The 19,116-nt window shown below is 41.1% G+C and carries 16 protein-coding genes, 1 tRNA gene and 2 pseudogenes; 8 read left to right on the top strand and 11 right to left on the bottom strand.

The window, feature by feature from the left end; genetic code table 11:
- Positions 1–314 precede the first annotated feature (314 nt).
- Positions 315–968, bottom strand: coding sequence for a deoxyribose-phosphate aldolase (gene deoC, locus QM629_RS10960; RefSeq protein ID WP_415159910.1), 654 nt, complete (start codon positions 966–968; stop codon positions 315–317).
- Positions 969–1,042: 74 nt separating this feature from the next.
- On the opposite strand from deoC, the gene QM629_RS10955 reads away from it, so the two are divergent.
- The gene (locus QM629_RS10955) at positions 1,043–1,789 is read left to right on the top strand and encodes a helical backbone metal receptor (RefSeq protein ID WP_415159909.1); all 747 of its coding nucleotides are present in this window, start codon (positions 1,043–1,045) and stop codon (positions 1,787–1,789) included.
- Between the two features lie 35 nt (positions 1,790–1,824).
- Here QM629_RS10955 and arfB read toward each other — a convergent pair.
- Positions 1,825–2,214 (bottom strand): annotated as a pseudogene (arfB, locus tag QM629_RS10950) (alternative ribosome rescue aminoacyl-tRNA hydrolase ArfB); the annotation flags it as partial.
- Between the two features lie 53 nt (positions 2,215–2,267).
- Here arfB and dtd point away from each other — a divergent pair.
- The 3 genes from dtd to QM629_RS10935 all read left to right on the top strand — a co-directional run bounded on the left by dtd (position 2,268) and on the right by QM629_RS10935 (position 5,942).
- Positions 2,268–2,720, top strand: coding sequence for a D-aminoacyl-tRNA deacylase (gene dtd, locus QM629_RS10945; RefSeq protein WP_415159908.1), 453 nt, complete (start codon positions 2,268–2,270; stop codon positions 2,718–2,720).
- Positions 2,721–2,921: 201 nt separating this feature from the next.
- The gene (locus QM629_RS10940) at positions 2,922–4,379 is read left to right on the top strand and encodes a hypothetical protein (RefSeq protein WP_415159907.1); all 1,458 of its coding nucleotides are present in this window, start codon (positions 2,922–2,924) and stop codon (positions 4,377–4,379) included.
- Positions 4,380–4,418: 39 nt separating this feature from the next.
- Positions 4,419–5,942 carry a saccharopine dehydrogenase C-terminal domain-containing protein gene (locus tag QM629_RS10935; protein WP_415159906.1) on the top strand — a complete coding sequence of 508 codons (1,524 nt, stop codon included), beginning with the start codon at positions 4,419–4,421 and terminating at the stop codon, positions 5,940–5,942.
- Between the two features lie 269 nt (positions 5,943–6,211).
- On the opposite strand, the gene QM629_RS10930 is transcribed toward QM629_RS10935, so the two are convergent.
- Complete coding sequence (locus QM629_RS10930) at positions 6,212–8,809, bottom strand: M1 family aminopeptidase (RefSeq protein WP_415159905.1); 2,598 nt, start codon at positions 8,807–8,809, stop codon at positions 6,212–6,214.
- Positions 8,810–8,991: 182 nt separating this feature from the next.
- Positions 8,992–9,354, bottom strand: a complete 363-nt coding sequence (locus QM629_RS10925; protein ID WP_415159904.1) for a CoA-binding protein — start codon at positions 9,352–9,354, stop codon at positions 8,992–8,994.
- A gap of 81 nt (positions 9,355–9,435) precedes the next feature.
- On the opposite strand from QM629_RS10925, the gene QM629_RS10920 reads away from it, so the two are divergent.
- A tRNA-Arg gene (locus QM629_RS10920) sits at positions 9,436–9,507 on the top strand.
- 650 nt (positions 9,508–10,157) lie between these two features.
- On the opposite strand, the gene QM629_RS10915 is transcribed toward QM629_RS10920, so the two are convergent.
- The 6 genes and pseudogenes from QM629_RS10915 to QM629_RS10890 form a co-directional block, all read right to left on the bottom strand.
- Positions 10,158–11,417, bottom strand: a complete 1,260-nt coding sequence (locus QM629_RS10915; protein WP_415159903.1) for a type II toxin-antitoxin system HipA family toxin — start codon at positions 11,415–11,417, stop codon at positions 10,158–10,160.
- Positions 11,418–11,425: 8 nt separating this feature from the next.
- Complete coding sequence (locus QM629_RS10910) at positions 11,426–11,737, bottom strand: helix-turn-helix domain-containing protein (RefSeq protein WP_415159902.1); 312 nt, start codon at positions 11,735–11,737, stop codon at positions 11,426–11,428.
- Positions 11,738–12,025: 288 nt separating this feature from the next.
- Positions 12,026–12,318: pseudogene (locus QM629_RS10905) on the bottom strand (conjugal transfer protein TraG); the annotation flags it as partial.
- Between the two features lie 240 nt (positions 12,319–12,558).
- On the bottom strand, positions 12,559–12,858 hold the full coding sequence (locus QM629_RS10900; RefSeq protein WP_415159901.1) for a hypothetical protein: 300 nt from the start codon (positions 12,856–12,858) through the stop codon (positions 12,559–12,561).
- A 225-nt stretch (positions 12,859–13,083) separates the two neighbouring features.
- On the bottom strand, positions 13,084–14,001 hold the full coding sequence (locus tag QM629_RS10895; RefSeq protein WP_415159900.1) for a bestrophin family protein: 918 nt from the start codon (positions 13,999–14,001) through the stop codon (positions 13,084–13,086).
- A 298-nt stretch (positions 14,002–14,299) separates the two neighbouring features.
- A complete protein-coding gene (locus QM629_RS10890) occupies positions 14,300–15,061 on the bottom strand; it encodes an SDR family NAD(P)-dependent oxidoreductase (protein ID WP_415159899.1) in 762 nt (253 codons plus the stop codon).
- A gap of 114 nt (positions 15,062–15,175) precedes the next feature.
- Between QM629_RS10890 and QM629_RS10885 the strand changes: the two genes are divergently transcribed.
- The 3 genes from QM629_RS10885 (at position 15,176) to QM629_RS10875 (ending at position 18,503) form a co-directional block, all read left to right on the top strand.
- Positions 15,176–15,979, top strand: a complete 804-nt coding sequence (locus tag QM629_RS10885) for a hypothetical protein (RefSeq protein ID WP_415159898.1) — start codon at positions 15,176–15,178, stop codon at positions 15,977–15,979.
- An 83-nt stretch (positions 15,980–16,062) separates the two neighbouring features.
- Positions 16,063–17,259 (top strand): hypothetical protein, encoded by a 1,197-nt coding sequence (locus tag QM629_RS10880; protein ID WP_415159897.1) that lies wholly within the window; start codon positions 16,063–16,065, stop codon positions 17,257–17,259.
- A 509-nt stretch (positions 17,260–17,768) separates the two neighbouring features.
- A complete protein-coding gene (locus QM629_RS10875) occupies positions 17,769–18,503 on the top strand; it encodes a lysophospholipid acyltransferase family protein (protein ID WP_415159896.1) in 735 nt (244 codons plus the stop codon).
- Here QM629_RS10875 and QM629_RS10870 read toward each other — a convergent pair whose 3' ends face one another.
- Positions 18,504–18,932, bottom strand: coding sequence for a hypothetical protein (locus tag QM629_RS10870; protein WP_415159895.1), 429 nt, complete (start codon positions 18,930–18,932; stop codon positions 18,504–18,506).
- Positions 18,933–19,116: the final 184 nt, after the last annotated feature.

Raw genomic sequence — 19,116 nt, 5'->3', positions numbered from 1 at the left:
TCATTTTGCCCATGCGATAATTTGCGACCATCTATCTTTTGGCCTATAAGTACTTCTAAATTTTGCATACGCAAAAGTAGGAAAATAAAGCGAGAAATGTCGCCTATCCTGTGAAATAGTTGGTAAACAACATTCTTACAGGTAATAGTCCGATAAGCATAAGACAAGCATTTTTTCAGATACCTTTTGTTCGTTTCTCGTTCGTACCATATTCGGCTTTGCCTACCCGCCGCCGAAGATAGGGTGAAGGAAGGGTGAATAAGGTCAGGTTTATCACACTACACTATACAGGCCGCCACAACCTGCTAACTTTATCAATTCTGTTCCGCCACAATCTGTACACTGCTGCTGCAGCCAATACGTGTTGCCCCTGCCTCTATTAATTCTTTTGCAAACGTATATGTTTTTATTCCGCCCGAAGCTTTTATCTGAATAGGTTTCGGCAAATGTTTGCGCATTAGTTCAACAGCATGAACACTTGCGCCTTTTTCTGCATAGCCGGTTGAAGTTTTTAAGAAATTTACTTCGGCGGGCGCATATAGTTCGCAGCAACGGATTATTTCTTCATCGGTTAAAATGCCTGATTCTATTATCAGTTTAATTACTTTATTGTTTTGCCTGATCGCGGGTAAAATATGATTGATTTCATTAGCGAGGTATTGCCAGTCGTTGTTTTTAAGCGCGATAAGGTTTATAACCATGTCCAGTTCGTCAGCGCCATCCACAATGGCCAGTAAAGTTTCTGCCAGCTTTGCTTCAATAGCTGAATAGCCAAACGGAAAGCCGATAACCGTTGCTACTTTTACCGTTGAATCTTCCAATAATTTTTTTGCCGTTTTAATAAAGGGCGGCGGCACGCAAACTGCGGCAAAATGGTATTGCCTGGCTTCGCTGCATATAGGCTCTATGTCTGCAATTAAAGTGGCTGGCTTTAATATGGTATGATCAATGTATTGGTTTATCTGCATCCGGATAATAATTATAGCTGCAAAGAAAAATCATAATAACAATACATGCTTGTATTGAATTTTTACCTTCGGCAATGATGAAGCAAAAACCGCAACGGATTATCTCGCTCGTACCTTCCCAAACGGAATTATTGTATGATTTAGGGCTTGATGAAGAAGTGGTTGGCATAACTAAATTCTGTGTGCATCCCGCTGAATGGTTCAAAACAAAAACAAGGGTTGGCGGTACAAAAAATATAAATATTGAAAAAATCAAAGCATTAAAACCAGACCTTATAATTGCCAATAAGGAGGAAAATATAAAGGAACAGGTTGAAGTCTTGCAAAAATTTACAGAAGTTTATGTAAGCGATGTTTCCAATCTTAATGAAGCGCTGGATATGATCTTACAGGTTGGCAAGCTTGTACATAAAAATGAAACTGCGCATAAAATTGCAGTATCAATCCGTGAAAAATTTGCAGAATTGAAAACCGTTAAACAGGGGAGAAGGGCAGCTTATCTTATATGGCAAAAACCATTTATGGCTGCGGGCGGAGATACTTTTATTCATGATATGATGCAATATTGCGGCCTGCAAAATGTATTTGCAGGTAAACTGCGCTATCCGGAAACAACTATTGAAGAACTGCAATCTCTGAATTTTGAAGTATTGCTGCTTTCTTCAGAACCCTTTCCTTTTAAACAAAAACATGCGGATGAATACGGGCCTTTATTCCCTTCAACAAAAACTATTTTGGTTGATGGAGAAATGTTTAGCTGGCATGGCAGCAGGCTGTTGTATGCAGTTGATTATTTCAGGAAGATTATTTCAAATCTTTGAGCTATTGGTCTGACGCCCGGTGCGTATTGACCAGGTTACTGATAATCCCCGCGCCTTAGCTTTTTTCTGCCTTCTTTACGCGATGATTGCAGCTTTTTATTTTCCAGCCTTTTTTCTTTTACGCCTTTGGGCATTTTAGTAGCAATCCTTATTTTCTTTGGCTGCAAGGCATTGTTCACAACTGCATTCATCTTTTTGATTACCGCTGCTTTATTGCCGATCTGCGTTCTTTCGGTTTGAGATTTTATCAATAAAAAACCATCATCTGTAACACGGTTTGCAAGACGTTGTTGTATGAATGCTTTTTGTTGTTCCGTCACCAATTGTGAAGCATCAATAAGCCAGCGGCCCTCCACCATTGTTTCCACTTTATTTACATTTTGCCCGCCTTTGCCGCCACTGCGTGCCGTTTTAAAAATAATTTCGCGGCTTATATCAATCTTCATAACATTCATTTTAAACACTTAAACAAAATTACATGCGCGCAGTGATACAACGTGTTTCGGAAGCCTCTGTAACGGTTCACGGGCATATTACAGGCATTATTGCAAATGGCCTGCTGGTTTTTATTGGCATAGAAGATGCAGATACGGATGCAGACATTGAATGGCTGAGTGGAAAGATCGTTAACCTGAGAATTTTTAATGACAGCGAAGGCGTGATGAACCTAAGCGTTAAAGATGCAGGCGGCGGCATTTTGCTCGTTAGCCAGTTTACGCTGCATGCAATGACGAGGAAAGGCAATCGCCCGTCGTATATACGGGCAAGCAAACCGGAGACGGCGATTCCATTATATGAAAAAATGATTACGCAGCTTGAAAAAGATATGGGCAAAAAAGTGCAGGCCGGCATTTTTGGAGCCGATATGAAAGTGAAACTTTTGAATGACGGGCCGGTAACGATATGGTTTGATACCAAACAGAAAGAATGATACCGGGTGGTGAATGGTGAGAAATCAGTGAAATTAAATAACGCGATGTAAAAAGCTCGCAGCTCGTGGCTCAAGGCTCACAGCCTGAAGCTTGCAGCAGATGATCCGGCCTTTTAAACCCATCCGCATAAATTTTATCATAGCCTTTACAATAAATAAAAGCACTTATTCATTATATATTTATCGCATTGAACAATGAGCATGAAAGTATATCGCCTGCTGCGCAATAACAGGGAAGAAGGCCCTTTTACTGCGGAAGAATTAATTCAGAAAAGCCTGCGGCCATACGACCTGATATGGGTGGATGGCGGCAGTGCGGCATGGCGTTATCCCGGCGAAATGGCTCAGTTTAAACAATATGCGCCGTTGCCGGAAGAAGAAAATACAATGCGGCAGGCGGGCAATCTCCCATCTTTCATAAACGCTTCGGTACAGGCTGCCATAGCTGTTAACAATAATCTTTCTCCGGATATAAAAGAAAAACCGCGTTACAAGATTTCTGCTGCCTGGAGCAGGATACAGACTGTTGCCGGGCCTGCTTCAAAAAACAACCAGGCCGTAAATGAAAAGAAGACCGTTAAAAGAAATATGGTAACCGGAACGCAAAATGGTTTATCATTAAAACCGTTAAGCTGGGAAGAAGCATGGAGCGACTGGGAAAAAGAAAAGAAATCGGCCGTAAGTGAAATGGTGCATGCAAAACAGCCGGCATATTTTAATGGCAAAAAAACGGCGGCCAGGCAAAAAGCAAAAGCTTCCCCGGTACTGGAAAAAAAATTTGCACAATCACTTGATTCATTGGAAGACAAATACATTGAAAATCTTTTAGAGCAAAAACAAAAATCAAAAAAATCATTTTCATCTGGTATAACAGGATCGTTTTTACTGCCTGTGCTCGCCCTGCTGATCATTTTTAGCGCAGCCTACTGGCTTTTAAATGATACGGAAATGCCTGCCCTGCCTTCATCTGCGGGCGGGCAGCAAACAGCTTCCGGTTTTTCAAATACGCCTCAAACTACGGCTCCTGTTAATACGGATCAAAAACAGGAAATTTCACCTTTGCAAAAACAAATTGCTGCAATAAATAATGATGAATTAACGGAACGTGCCAAGGAAAGGAAAAAAACATATATACAGCCTGCCATTAACAGCAATTCAAAACCGGCAGCTAAAACCACAGCCGCAACACCCGCTTTAAAACAGGAAGCACCACAACCTGTGAACAATACAATTGATAAAGCACAGGCCGCGATCAATAATAAACCGGCTGCCGGTTTAGAAGTCGCAGGCGATAACTCAACTGAACCAGCCGGTGATGTGAAGGCGGCAAAAGAAACAGCGAAACCGGCTGCCGGCGGTAAAAAACTGATAAGCGATTATGTGAACCTGCCATCCCATATTGACATGCGCAATGGTATTGCCAATATAAAAATTGAAAATGTAAGCGATGCTGATCTTGATCTTGTGGTAGTGGATGTGCAGTATTTTAATGCGGCAAATACATTTAGAAAAGGCGAAACATTTTATCTGCATAACTTAAAGGCAGGCAGGGACGTTACAATTAAAACGCCGAAAGATGAAGCCTCGGCGTATGCCGCATCCAAAATATCTTTAATCAGCGCAGATGCAAAGCAGTTGTATATTGTAGGTGATAACTGATCTTTTATTCATAGCTAAATTTGTTTACAAATTTTTATAATGTCTGTTGAATTTACTACTACCAAACATATTGTGTTATTTGGCGCAGGCAAATCAGCAACTGTTCTTATTGATTATTTAAAACAGCTTATTTCAGAAAAAAACTGGCAGCTTACCGTTGCAGACAGCAACCTGCAATCCGTGCAGCAAAAACTGGGCGCCCACAAAAATGCCGAAGCCATAGCCGTGGATATTACAAATACTGAAGAGAGAAAGAAATATATAAGCCGGGCAGATATTGTTATTTCTTTAATGCCGGCACACCTGCATTATTTAATTGCTGTTGACTGTATTGAGCTAAAAAAGCATTTGCTTACGGCTTCTTATGTTGACAATGATATAAAGAAACATGCCGGCGCCATCAGGCAAAACCATCTTTTGTTTTTATATGAAATGGGGCTTGACCCGGGCATTGACCACATGAGCGCCATGCAGCTTATCCACTCTATACAGGAACAGGGCGGTAAAATAACATCGTTCCAATCGCATTGCGGCGGATTGGTTGCCCCGGAAAGCGACGATAATCCCTGGCATTATAAAATAAGCTGGAACCCGCGCAACGTAATCATGGCAGGCAAAGCAGGGGCGGTTTATAAAGAAAACGGTGAAACCATCACATTAAAATACGAAGAGCTGTTTTCAGGCAAACAGGGCATAAATGTGCCGGGCCTGGGATGGTACGCCTGTTATCCCAACCGTGATTCATTACATTATCTTTCATTGTACCATCTGGAAGAGGCAGCATCATTTGTGCGCACAACACTAAGGCATCCTGATTTTTGTTTTGGATGGAAAAATATTATTGACCTTAAGCTTACCAGTGAAGAAAAGCTATATGAAACAAATGGCTTAACGGTATCGGCATTTTTCAGGCAGCATTTTGAGCAGCATGGTTTTGGGGAATGGCTTACGCAACTGCTTAGCTCAAGGCTTGAGTATGCAAAGAATATGATGGAACAACTGATGAACCTGATGCAGGCAGAGCAGGAAGCTATAAGCGAGGGGGAGAAGCCCGATGATGATTTTATGATGATTGATGAAAAGGGCGAATTAACCACGCTTAATGTGGATGAAGTAAAAAACAAGGCCGCCGAAAGTGTGGCTGTGCAAATGCATGAAGCCAACCTTACTTTAAAGCAATTGTTTTTTTTAGGGCTGAATGACGATACGCTTATCAATAAAGGCTTATGCAGCGCTGCAGATGTAATGCAGTTTGTGGCGGAAAGCAAACTGGCTTTGCAGCCTGGTGATAAAGATATGGTCGTAATGCTGCATGAAATTGAATATGAAATTGAAAAACGAAAATCAACCGTCAGGTCATCGCTCATAGTTAAAGGCGAGGATAATATTCATACTGCCATGGCGAAAACAGTGGGCCTGCCGCTCGGCATTGCAGCCAAATTAATACTGGAAGGAAAGATTACGGAAACCGGCCTGCATATTCCGGTAGCGCCTGCTTTCTACAAACCTGTTTTGGAAGAACTGAAACAACACGAGGTGTTCTTTAATGAAGCAAAATATTAGTGCCTGGTTATATAGCTGCAGGCATCCCAATCCCAAACCTGATACAGGTATATTATCTTTTTTAATAAGAGGGGGAAAATCCCGTATATAAATGGTATATTCCCCCTGAAACAGCATGATAGCCGCCTCTATTTTTGAAGCAAATAATAAAAAGAGTTCAGCACTAACCTCTTGTTTAGCATTTTCGCTAATCTCTAAAAAACATCAGTAATAAAAACAAAAGCCGGCCATAGTTATGACCGGCTTTTAACTGATAGCATATAACAGCTTTATTTAAAATCATCATCTTTAAGGCCACTGTTTATTTTAACATCAGTAGCCGTTAATTCAATTTCCATCTGCTGCTGCATTTTCATGGTATATGGTACTTTAATACCGTCAACATCTTTATAGCCGGCATAAGTAAATCCTGAATTGCCCTGCTCACCAATTGTTTCTCCTTTTAATTTCAACCCGGTTTGCGCATCGTAATAGTATTTGCTTATGCTGCCGGAAGGAGAGGTAACCTTAACCACATATACATCTTTTCCGTCAATATCACTGAAAAGAGGATCAAGCTCTGAGTTATAACCCGGCTTACTGAAGTTGATTTCAGGAAAGGGATAAGCCTGTTCCCGATAACGCCTGGCATCAGCATCGCTCACCGGCATGTTTTGCCCCTGGGCTGTTAAACTAACGCTGTCTTCAGTTACAAGCAGCCTTTGAATTTTCATATTCATAGAAGGCAGGGTTACTTCCAGCAGCATTTTTCCAGGCAGCTTATATTTCCTGTCTAAAATTAAATCCTGCCCCTGCACTGTTCCTTTTGCGGTATAGGTAAAGTCTTTTATTGCATTTATCTTATCTGCTCCGCCAATGGCGGTTATGTATTTATTGATGATATCAATGGCGGTGGTGCCAGGCGGTACTGGTTTTTTGGACTTGCCTTCCAGCACATTGTTTGAAGGGTTGATATCCGGATAATCGTGATCGGGGTCTATTGTTACTTTTGTAACAGCGGCAGTTGAAGGATAATGAAATGTCCACGATCCGCCGCGCTGCCATATTTCAGCAGGTAAAGTAATTGTATCTTTTTTGCCGTTTTCCTGTTCAATCAGCAGGGGCACGGGCAATACCATCTGCTCATTATTCACCACCGTTATCAGGGCGCCTTTTGCAGGATCATTTTCAGAATAGTTTATTTCGGTAACGCCCTGGTCGAGTTTATCGTTTGTTAAAAACCAGCCGCGCCAGAAATACGAGAGGTCTTCACCGCTTACATTCTCTATTGTGCGGAAGAAATCATAAGGCGTAGGATGTTTAAAGGCCCATCTTGCAATATATGTTCTGAATGCAGCGTCAAATCTTTCTTTGCCCAGGATATGATTACGCAAAATGTCGAGACCTGCGCCGGGTTTCATATAGGCGGCCACGCCCAGGAAATTCTGTTGTGTTACATCCGGAATAGTCATAATGGCATCCGCATCTTTTTTGAAAAGATAGTTTGCCATGCGTTGCACATCATTCTTTTTATAATACTCCCTGTTATTAAACTTCTCCGTAGAAATGCCGTTTATGAAAGTATTGAAACCTTCGTCCATCCAGGGGTATTTTCTTTCGTTGGAACCAACGATCATCGGAAACCAGTTGTGGCCAAATTCGTGATCGGTAACGCCCCATAAACTTCCGTTCTTTGCTTTCCATCCGCAAAACACAATGCCGGGATATTCCATACCGCCCACACGGCCTGCCACATTGGTGGCAGAAGGATAGGTGAATTCATACCACTGTTTGGAATTTATCTCAATGGTATTTTTTGTGTATTCGGTAGAACGGCCCCAGGCTTCATTGCCTGCACTTTCAACAGGATAAACCGATTGTGCCAGCGCCTTTTTGCCGCTGGGCAAATTTATACGGGCGCCATCCCATATAAATGCCTTTGAGGCAGCCCATGCCACATCCCTTGTTTGCTTGCATAAAAAATGCCAGGTAAGGGTGGGCTTGCTGAGGTGGTATGCATTACCGCTTAATTCATCAGCGCCCACAATGGTTACCGTTTTATCACTGTTTTTTGCTTGTTCAATGCGGCTTAAAACCGTGGGCGTGTAAACCTCTTTGGGGTTCTGTATTTCACCCGATCCCACTATAATTAAATTTGAAGGAGCGGTGATGGTATAATCAATATCGCCATATTCCAGGTAAAATTCACCGGCGCCCAGATAAGGCAGGGTGTTCCAGCCAAGCACATCATCATACACACATAAGCGCGGGAACCATTGTGCAATTTCATATACCCAGCCATTCTGCGTATTTAACCTGGCCATACGGTCGGTGCCATATTCCGGGATGGAAAATGCATAATCAATTTTTAACTGAACCGCACCGGTTTTTGCTTTAAGCGTATCCGGCAGCCAAACCTGCATGCGGGTATCGTTTATGCGATATTCCGGTTTGATTGATTTGCCTTTTGATAATACTTCAACGGCGCTGATTTCATCGCCGTTTGTAAAAGTGCGGGCCGCCCAGCGGCCGCCGGATTGCAATGTGGTAGCCTGTGCCCGGCTGTCTTCCCGGTAAATATTCTGGTCTAACTGGAGCCATAAAAAATTCAGGTTATCAGGGCTGTTGTTTTTATAGGTAATGGTGACCGATCCGGAGATCCTGTGCTGTGCGGTATCAAGTGTTGCCACAATTTTATAGTCTGCGCGGTTTTGCCAGTAAGCAGGCCCTGGGGCGCCGCCGGCACTGCGGTATTCATTACCGTTTGAGGGATAGAACAGGGGGTTAAATGCAAGGTGCTGGTCGTAGTGTGAGCTGTCTGCTGTTTGGGCTGCAACAAAGCCGCAAACCACCACCAGCAGCAATAAGCTGAGCAGTAAATGTTTCATGAAGTTAAATTGATTGATGGCGGCGAAGGTAAAAAATATAGAAGGCTAACCCTAAAAATTTATGATAAAAAGCGGGGTGGGAGAGCGACTGTTGTGCTGCCTTTTATTTTTCGCCGGACAACAAATAAATATTAAATGATTTGCGGGCACATACCAAAAAATATAACCGCCGTTTTTTATGGCTAATATTGATGGGTACTTAACAAAACCAGCGTACAGGCTTGTACCGGTTGTATATTATTTTCAAGGGCAAGCTTAGCCAGTTCTTCGTTTTCAGCGCCGGGATTAAATATAATTCGTTTAGGATGCAGAGACAGAATATAATCGTAATACTGTTTTTGGTTTTGTGCATTGAGGTAGAGCGTTATGGTATCTACATTATTGGCCTGAACGGGCTCATTAATGATGGAGATATCATTTACCCGGCCCTTTCTTTTGCCGATAGGGATTACCGTATGGCCATGCGCTGCCAGCCTGCTGGTTGCAAGGTGGCTGTAACGTTCCGGGTTAGGAGAGACGCCTAACACAACTGTTTTTTTATTCATGCTGCAAATTATTAATTATGTAAAACTTTAAATGTTTGAACAAGATTTGCTGTTAACCTTTACATTTGCGGCAACATAAACGGCCCCGTAGTTCAATGGATAGAATAAGAGTTTCCTAAACTCCAGATACAGGTTCGATTCCTGTCGGGGCTACTAAAAAAGGAATCTTCAGGAAAAAATTGAGAATTCCTGTTTTTATTTAAAGTATATTCAGCAGAAAGAGACATAGTTATAAACAAAAACCCGTTAATTTTCTTAGTTAGATATTCATGCTTTTTCACGTCATAAAAAATACCATCGGGAAACAAGGTTTTTTGAATTATCCTCTTATTTTCCAGATTGCCGAAACCCCACATAACACTAAGTTTTTTCAGCTTTTCAAACGCATTTGAAAGCATTTTTTCCAAGTTAGATATTTTTCCCGGCGCAGTATTCAATTCCTTATAAATCGCCTGCATTTGGTCAGTTAAATGTTCCAAAGTGAGTTCAAAAGTCTCCTTATCAATTTCTCCTAAACCGTGACGGATTGTCAGTTCTTTTTTCTTTTTTTCAAAATCTTTTAAACGGGATTCTAAAGATTGACCATCATCTGAAACTGTCTTAGCCCCCTTTTTTGGGTTACTATAAATCGGTATTCAAAGGTAAGAATGTGATTTCAGAAAGGGCGTTATAAAACGTAATTAATATACTCAGTGATAATGCTACACAAGAGAGTGTTACGAGGAAGATGCTATGAAATACTGAAGCTGAGCTGGTAAAACGAATGAACTTAATTCGAAATTAACTAAGAAAATTATTTAGAGTTAATTAAATGCTGCTGACATCCTTTCTTGTTCAGCATTAGAAATTTTATGACCGGAAGCAATTTTTTTCCAGTCTTTGACGACAGTTGAAATTTCCTGTATTATTTGAGCAGCTTTTTCATCCTTTAAGCGAAAATAGCCAGCTACCCCTCTTGCCAAATCCAGATCAAGTGAGTTATCTGCATCTGTAATATTTATACTCAACCCTTTGCCATACTCGTTTGGATTAATGTCATAAGCAGGTGATAGTAACCAGCCTTTATCAGTAAGTAGAAAACCATGATTTCGCAGGTGATCGTCTGTATTTTTAATGCATATATTAAATACAATCCTACGCCATAATTCTTCCAAATCTTTTTCTACTGCTGCACCATGTCGTGAGATGAATTCCATTAGTTCAAGATAGCTTGCGCCCGCAGCATTTTCTTCGCCATCCACATGACCAAGCAGTGCCATTGCTGATGCAAAATGAATTCTCGCATTATTTCCGGTTCTGTCGAAGCGTTTTGTAAGATAGGTGTGATACTTGTTGTTGAACTTTTGGAGCTTTCCCTCTGCGACATTTAACCCTGCATTAATTGCCAACTGGTTTGCTACCATTTCCCATGCGGCTACATCTGTATCATCGTTTCTGCTTGGAAATTTTGCAATCCACAAGTTATTATCTGCACCTGTTACACTTGCTTTTGGCCTGGCACCCCCTAATGACGAGCCGAGAGCTATCAGCATGCTTAGCCATTTTAAGTATTCGGGATCGTCTGTATTGTCTTCTTCAAATTTTAAGCTTGCATGCTCCAGTTCTCTTAACGATGTCCATGGTGGTGCCGCCATTTTCTTATTGTCATTTAAAAAAGGGCCGTCTTCTTCTAATTTAAAGCGCAATGCACCCATTCTATGCTCATCAAATACGCCCAATAAAAAATCAGATTCTAATAATTTTTTTACCGCCCGGCTTTCTTGTTTTGCTATTGCTGCTTCCCTACGCTGCATCAATACCCTTCCCCATCTGTCAGGACATGAATCTAAAAAAACACCGAAATTAGGTTTATCATCCCGTGGGTAGTATGCGCCGGGATACAATTGCAAATCGGGATCAATCATTTGAGAAAACCCGGATTTTAACCAGGCATCTGCATATTCAAATGAAAAAGATTCCTTTCCTTTTGCTGATGATACTGACAATACTCCCATTAAGGATGGCTCTTGTAAACCCAGCCAATGTGCATATACCTGAATTTCTTTTTTTGCGTTTGCTGCCATTGCTGTATTTATTTTTTTGGCGCTCTTTCTTTTACCGTAAGCGCTGCATCCTGTAATTTTCTTCCAAGCATATCATCCGCGGCTACTTTTAGTAAATCCTTTTCCAGGTTCAATACAAAAAGTACCTGAACATAAGAACCTATAGCAACTCCAGGCACGCCTTTTTCTATGGAAAGCAGCGTTGGCCGGCTAATGTTCGCCCTTTCTGCTACCTGCTCCGCACTTAACTTACGGCGCAGACGGGCCAATCTGATGTTTTCACCAAATTCTGCAAGGATTTTGGCTATACTTTGTAATATTTGAGATTTATTACTTCTCATAACTATAATAATATTTTACAAATGTAGTTATTTTTGTAAATAATTATTTACATTATAGGTGAACCTAATTGGAACGCACAGTAAAAACAACGCAGCCGCTGACTGAGAAGCCAATAGCGTAATGGTATGCACAAAGCCAATGTTCAGTGCTCATTGTTGTTGCTATATCATGTTGAATTTAGATGAAGCGATTACGACGAATTAGTTCAGCCTGTCTGCTGAAGTACAGGCTCTTCGTTAGAGTAATTTTGAGTATATCACTGTTTTCTGCATGCATCAATTCTACAAAAAATCACCCTGCTTTTTTATCCATTCACGGTTTAAGCCCAGTATGATTGTTTGGGAAGATTCTGCCGCATCTGTAATGTCAAGCATGGTTGATACATCCAGCGGATTGCAACGATGATTTCTGTTTAAATCATCAACGTTGATTATATAAAACTCCTTAAAATCATATACAAACATGCTGAACCCTTTTTGTATATGCTGTTTGATAATGTGCTGAATAATAAAATAAGACTTACCACTACCGGGAGAACCGATTACAATACACCACGAAAAGGATTGATGATATTGATCCAACTTCTACGTTATTTACCTTTTAGGTTATAACGCACCCAACGCAGATTGTGCAATGCCCAAACGCCGGAGCATTGCTGAATGTAAATACACAGGAAGATGCAGCAAAAGTAAAAGAGCCATTAACCGGCAGACTGGTCATGAAACATCTAAAATAGTATAGCTCTTACTGCCTAATTTAATTTTATCGCCTTTGGTTTTTCCTTTTATTGAAGCATATACTGCTGCATCTTCAGCAACGCCTATACCTTTTTATCATTAACCTGTAACGATGGAAGCGCCACACCAATCAACAGGTACATTAGACCAGTTTCAACCAAAGCGCCCGGTGTAATTTCGTTCTGCGATTCAGTTTGATAACGCTTAATTGTATTAATGGTGTGATCAAGCCTTGTGGCCTGTTCACTTAAATCATCTGCTATATCGGTTGCCTGGTCTTTCTGGGAAATATCATCTATTTCAACCAAAATATTTTCATTCAGGTCGGTATCAGCATCTAAAGCTCCCACATTGTAATCGTATGCTTTTGCATTCTTTTCCAATGCGGCGATAATTTCTTCCAGGATTTCCTTTTCATTTCATTGTTGTCCGACTAAAATATTTTCTCTTGGGCTAAAGCCCTTTATGGGCCTGCTTTTTACTAACCCCAGGCTTAAGCCTGGGGTTATATATCTGAAACCCTTGCATAATGGGCTTTAGCCCAAGTTATCCGGACAATAATGTTTTCATTTAGCTGTTTTTATCATTAAAGATATGATGGATAAAATTTAATCAATAAACCTTGCATCCTGTTTTGGCAAATGTTCAACAGGCTTGCCTGCTAATTCCAGTAAGGCTGATTCAATCGTATGGCACATGCTTGTAAGCGCAAGGTCATTGGATTCAGTACCAAAGGGCTCTTCAATCTCATCGGCAATAGCTTCAAATGCAACGAAAGTGTAAGCAATAAAAACTACGATAAACGGGGTTAGCCATCCAAGGCTGTCAACCAATCCAAAAGGCAGCAAAAAACAGTATATATAAATCGTACGATGCAGTAATACCTGGTAGCTGTATGGAATAGGTGTGGAGGCAATTCTTTCACAGCCACCAATTACATTTTCAAGTTTATCCAGGTTTTCATCAAAGCGTGCCTGCTGAATAGAATCTATCCTGTTCTCCAGCCTTGCCTGCTGCACCCATACTGCCAGCAGCTTTGTAATTATAACAGGTTTGTATTGCGCCTGGCTTACTGTTTTAAATTGGGCTTCATCAAGCCGTATAAGTAAATCTTCCCGGGCATTTGTGCCCCTTAACTGATGTTTCAATGCATAAGGCAATGCACTTAACATATTTATAAAACTTGTTGTGAAGTTATCGTCGTTTGTTGTATTGATTAAAGTGATTGCTTGCCGCATTAACGAACGGGAATCATTTAGCAAATCGCCCCAAAGCTTACGTGCTTCCCAGAAACGGTCATAGCTTGCGTTGTTACGGAAACCAAGAAACAGCGCCAGCACAAAACCAAATAAAGTTAAAGGCGTTGGGTTAAGCGGCACTTTAAATGAAAAAATAATGCCATGCAGGTACACAATAACAAAAGACAAAATAAATAAAGCAAATAAACGTGGCAATAATTGCGGCAAAACAGAGCCGTGCCAAATAAATAGCATCCTGAACCAGTGTTCTTTCTTTCTAATAATCATGCTGCTAACTGTATTAATCCGGCAAAAGTATAAGTAGTGATAAACTCAAAAAATAGTGAACCTGTAAACCGGGTTTAATATTAACCCGATATTTTACTAAGGTAAAGCTCTTCATCAATTTTTGAGTACACGGCAGCATTGTGCGGCTTTATTTTAAGCTTCACATATTTTGATGCGGGCATATTACCTTCCTTCACCACATTATTCACCGAAACCAGCACGATTCGTTTCAGGAAAATAATTGTAGTGTCTTTTTTCGGCCGGCAACAAAAAATAATTTTCAATAATTGCAAAGCAATTATTCCTTGTATGTGTAAAACGAATTGGCCTGCGATAAACAGGTCATCACAAGATCATTTATGCAAACATGCGCAGGCAGTGTGGCACAATAAAACACCGTGCTGGCAATGTCTTCTGCATGCAATGGCTCATACCCTTCATACACGGCTTTGGCTTTTTGTTCATCGCCTTTAAAACGCACCATTGAAAATTCGGTATCAACAGCGCCGGGGTTAATGCAGGTAACTTTTATGCGGTGCGGCAACAGGTCAATGCGCTGCGCCTGGCTTATGGCATTTACCGCAAACTTGGTGGCGCAATACACATTGCCATCTTTATATACTTCTTTCCCGGCTGTTGAGCCAATATTGATGATATGTCCCTTTTTTCTTGCCTTCATGAAAGGGATAATAGCTTTCGACAGGTATAGCAATCCTTTCACATTGGTATCAATCATGGTTTCCCAATCGTGAAGCAAAGCTTCATCAAAAGGATCGCGGCCGGCGGCAAGGCCTGCATTGTTTACCAGCACATCTATATTGCGCCATTCTTCGCTTAAATTATTGATGGCATTAAATACTTCTTCTTTTTTGCTTACATCATAAGCAAGGGGTAAAATTTTTATGCGGTTGTTTGATGAGGATAATGCTGCAGCAAGTGCCTGCAACCGCTCCTTTCTGCGGCCGGTGATAATGCAGTTATAACCGGCCGCAGCGAATTTTTCTGCAATGGCTTTACCCAGGCCGGATGTGGCGCCGGTTATAAGGATCGTTTTATTCATGCAACAAAATAAATGATAAATCTGCGCCGGCGCCCACGAGTTTTTACATTATTGTAATTAAAGTTTTCCGTTTCTCAAAAGCAGCGATGCTATATTTGTCCGCCGGCAAATTTTATGAAGAAATTTTTTATACCAGTTTTTTCTTTTTTGGCAGTTGCAAACGGCCTGCATGCGCAAAATAATTTTCTTGTGCAGGTGTCAGATGCAGGCAATGCCAAAGTAAGGGTTGCGTGGACCAATCCGTATGGGGACAGCATAGTTCAATTGAATATACAACGGTCATGGGACAGCGCGAGGAATTACAAAACGATATTCGTACCGCTTTCTCCTGAACTGCCTCAAAATGGATACATTGATGAAACCGCCGGTTATACCGGCATGTATTACCGTGTTTTTTATGTGCTTGCCAACGGCTCTTATTTTTTTACCAAAGCCCAGAAAGTTAAAACCGGTTCTGATTTTACGGATGAAATAAGTGAAGATAAAAAAGCAGATACGAATTTCCTTATTACCGTGCATGATGATGATACAATGATTGGCCAGTTCAACTACAATCAATACAGGCAATTCAGGGATTCTATTGTTAACTACACCAGAGATACCTTGTATTCATTAACAGATGCGGACATACTGATACGCTATTATGCCAACAACATAAACTGGATGCCTTCGCCACATATTTTTACCAACAGCGATGGCTATGTGCAGATATCACTTGCCGATGCTTCAGAAAAAAATTACAGGCTTCGCTTTTTTGATGAATTTCATAAACCGCTCTTCAGCATTCAGCATATAGCGCAGCCGCAATTGCTGCTGGATAAAACAGATTTCATGCACGCAGGCTGGTTTTATTTTGAGCTGTATGAAAACAATAAAGTGAAAGAGCGCAACAAGTTTTATATACCGAAGGATTTTTAAGAACTGCGAGCCGCAGGCTGCGGGCAGGAATCCAAAATCGCAAATTGTACTTCCCGCTTCGTATTTTGCATCAAAACAATTTTATGATACCTGGCTTGCGCAATACATTCAATGCAGACTTTACACAAAAGAAGTATGCAGATTATCTGGGCGATATGAATGCATTGCACCCGGGGGGCATTGAGTTCAGGCTGGCTGAAACCCCCATTTTTGCAGATAAGGCTTTTACAAAAAAAATGCTCGATGCCTGCGAAAGTATCGTGGATGTTATCGTGCAGCCCGATTTTAAACAGCTTACCGCCAATGCGGTTCCTGAAGGGCTACAGGTGCTAAACGAAAATGGCCATTCGCATTTTATTGCATTTGATTTTGGCATTTGTGAAAATGCTGATGGCGAACTGGAACCGCAGTTGGTAGAAATGCAGGGCTTCCCCACCTTGTTTGCTTACCAGGTTTTTGATGATGAAATAACCCGCAGGCATTTTGATATTCCGGGAAATTACAGTTCGTATTTAAGCGGTTATACAAAAGATACCTATATACAGTTGCTGAAGGATATAATTGTGGCGGGCCACAACCCGGAAAATGTTATCCTCCTTGAAATTTTTCCGCACAGGCAAAAAACAAGGATTGATTTTTACTGTACGCAGGATTATTTGAAAATTCCCATCGTGTGCCTGACGGAGCTTGTAAAACAGGGAAAGCAATTATTCTATATGAAGGATGGAAAAAAGATTGAAGTAAAACGCATTTACAACAGGATCATCTTCGACGATCTTCAGCAGCAGCAGCCTGAAGTGCAGGAAAAAGGAAAGATATTGTTTGAGGAATTAAATGTGGAATGGGCGCCGCATCCTAACTGGTTTTACCGCATCAGCAAATACACATTGCCTTTTATAAAACATGCATATATACCTGAAACAAGGTTTTTAAGCGATGTAAAAGAGCTGCCGCAGGACCTTGAAAATTATGTGCTGAAACCTTTGTTTTCTTTTGCAGGGCAGGGTGTTGTAATTGATGTGACGAAAGCAGACATTGACGCGGTAAAAGACCCGCACGACTGGATATTGCAGCGCAAGGTGAAATATGCCGGTGTTATTAAAACGCCTGATGGCAATGCCAAGGCTGAGATACGGATTTTTTATTTCTGGAGAGATGGCGAAGCAAGGCCGGTGGCTGCGCAAAACCTTGCCCGCATAAGCAAAGGCAAAATGATAGGCGTGCGTTATAACAAAGACCGCGAATGGGTGGGTGGCAGCATGGTGTTTTTTGAGAGGTAATAAATATTCAATATGTCAATATTCAATAATCAGTCAATGTCGTTTAGTTAGGTAGAAAATATTGAATATAATCGTATCATTTTTGATTTTATCACAGGAAAGAGATTTCTCCTTCGTCGAAATGACGGTGTAAAGCCCTTACTGAATTTAAGGGCCGGGAGGTGCGGGTTGGTTATTATTAATAACGTTTCCCGCCCGTCATGTCGAAGAATGAGACATCTCCCAAAATTTATGATGGATTGAATATCCTGAGACAGCTCTTAACTAAACGACATTGAATGTTCAATAATCCCCGCCTGCCGGACGGGCAGGAATAATCATTTTGCAGAGGCTTACAATTGAACATTCCTGCCCGACTGATTCGGTCAGGCGGGGATTATTGTGTATTGATTATTGAGTGTTTTCTTAAGTCAATAGCTGATTAAAGATTATGCAGGTGCAGTGAGTGACACAACCGTGCTTCATCTGTGTTCATTAGCTGATAACAAAAAAATATAACTTCTTACTTCTTGAAATTTATAAAAGAAATATTCGGGCGTATCTGGGCTGCATGGGCTTTAATTCTCTTTGTAAGCACCATTATAATTGCCTATATATTTTATATTCCCTGCCATTTTTTAAAAGAGCCGCAAAAAGCAAGATGGCACCGGCATGTATCGCGGGTTTGGATGTTTATCTACCTTACCCTTATTGGCTGCCCGCTTAAAGTAAAAGGCGCATCCCATTTTAAAGGCTTGCCCAACTGCATTATTGTTTCCAATCACAACAGCCTGATGGATGTGCCGGTTACCACACCGTTTATGCCGCGCGCCAATAAAACGATTGCGAAGAAAAGTTTTTCCCGCATACCCGTTTTCGGATGGATATACAGCTTCGGCAGTGTGCTGGTTGACAGGGGTAATGATCATAGCCGCCGCAAAAGCTATGATGATATGAAATGTGTGTTAAGCCAGGGGCTTGACATGGTTATCTATCCTGAAGGCACGCGCAACAGGACGGATAAACCTTTGAAAGAATTTTACGATGGCGCTTTTCGCCTCGCTGCTGACACACATAAACCCATTGTGCCAACGCTGGTTTTTAATACCCGGAAAGTATTGCCGGTTCATAAAACATTCTACCTGCTGCCGCATAAGCTCGAAATGCATTTCCTGCCGCCGGTGGAAAGCAATGATATTTCCGCGAAGGGATTAAAAGAAAAAGTGTTCAAGATAATGTGGGATTATTATGAAGCTCATCAATAATCAGCGCTGCACAGGCTGCATGCTTATAATCTTATCAACAATAAAAGGGCTGAACCCTCTCCACGGTATAGCATGCTTATATTCTTTATAATGCAGGTCGTAATAATTGCCGCTGTTATTCATTAAGTAATTGGCAAGGCTGTCATTGGCAATGGAAAACTCAAACTCATAAGATTGAACGCTGCCCGCACTTTGTGAGCGGATGCCTGATTGTATCAGTTTGCCTTCATACGTCTTAAACAGGTTGCCTTTTTTTACCACATAATTTAACTGGCCCGATTTTACGCCTTCGCCGAATACAAAAAAATAGTTCCACCAAAACAGGCCGCCTCCAATTAATACAAGTATAATTATGATTATGGTAAAGAATTTTTTCAGCTTTGATCTGCGGGGTTTAAGCGAGGATGTTTCAAAATTTTGCGCTGCCATATTTACTAAATATTTTGATTGTGCCAATAAAATTACGCTGAAGAATATATTTAAAAGCATTGTTGTCCGACTAAAATATTTTCTCCCGGGCTAAAGCCCTTTATGTGCCTGTTTTTTACTAACCCCAGGCTTAAGCCTGGGGTTATATATCTGAATCCCCTGCACAATGGGCTTTAGCCCAAGT

It is taken from the genome of Parafilimonas sp., from assembly GCF_047606085.1.
Classification (GTDB): domain Bacteria; phylum Bacteroidota; class Bacteroidia; order Chitinophagales; family Chitinophagaceae; genus Parafilimonas.
The sequence above is the reverse complement of the archived record's forward strand: the minus strand, read 5'-3'. Positions and strand labels throughout refer to the sequence as shown.

Bases quoted from the DNA above. Each gene is read 5' to 3' on its own strand.
- deoC (WP_415159910.1), bottom strand. From the start codon at position 968: ATGCAGATAAACCAATACATTGATCATACCATATTAAAGCCAGCCACT.
- QM629_RS10955 (WP_415159909.1), top strand. From the start codon at position 1,043: ATGATGAAGCAAAAACCGCAACGGATTATCTCGCTCGTACCTTCCCAA.
- dtd (WP_415159908.1), top strand. From the start codon at position 2,268: ATGCGCGCAGTGATACAACGTGTTTCGGAAGCCTCTGTAACGGTTCAC.
- QM629_RS10940 (WP_415159907.1), top strand. From the start codon at position 2,922: ATGAAAGTATATCGCCTGCTGCGCAATAACAGGGAAGAAGGCCCTTTT.
- QM629_RS10935 (WP_415159906.1), top strand. From the start codon at position 4,419: ATGTCTGTTGAATTTACTACTACCAAACATATTGTGTTATTTGGCGCA.
- QM629_RS10930 (WP_415159905.1), bottom strand. From the start codon at position 8,809: ATGAAACATTTACTGCTCAGCTTATTGCTGCTGGTGGTGGTTTGCGGC.
- QM629_RS10925 (WP_415159904.1), bottom strand. From the start codon at position 9,354: ATGAATAAAAAAACAGTTGTGTTAGGCGTCTCTCCTAACCCGGAACGT.
- QM629_RS10915 (WP_415159903.1), bottom strand. From the start codon at position 11,417: ATGGCAGCAAACGCAAAAAAAGAAATTCAGGTATATGCACATTGGCTG.
- QM629_RS10910 (WP_415159902.1), bottom strand. From the start codon at position 11,737: ATGAGAAGTAATAAATCTCAAATATTACAAAGTATAGCCAAAATCCTT.
- QM629_RS10895 (WP_415159900.1), bottom strand. From the start codon at position 14,001: ATGATTATTAGAAAGAAAGAACACTGGTTCAGGATGCTATTTATTTGG.
- QM629_RS10890 (WP_415159899.1), bottom strand. From the start codon at position 15,061: ATGAATAAAACGATCCTTATAACCGGCGCCACATCCGGCCTGGGTAAA.
- QM629_RS10885 (WP_415159898.1), top strand. From the start codon at position 15,176: ATGAAGAAATTTTTTATACCAGTTTTTTCTTTTTTGGCAGTTGCAAAC.
- QM629_RS10880 (WP_415159897.1), top strand. From the start codon at position 16,063: ATGATACCTGGCTTGCGCAATACATTCAATGCAGACTTTACACAAAAG.
- QM629_RS10870 (WP_415159895.1), bottom strand. From the start codon at position 18,932: ATGGCAGCGCAAAATTTTGAAACATCCTCGCTTAAACCCCGCAGATCA.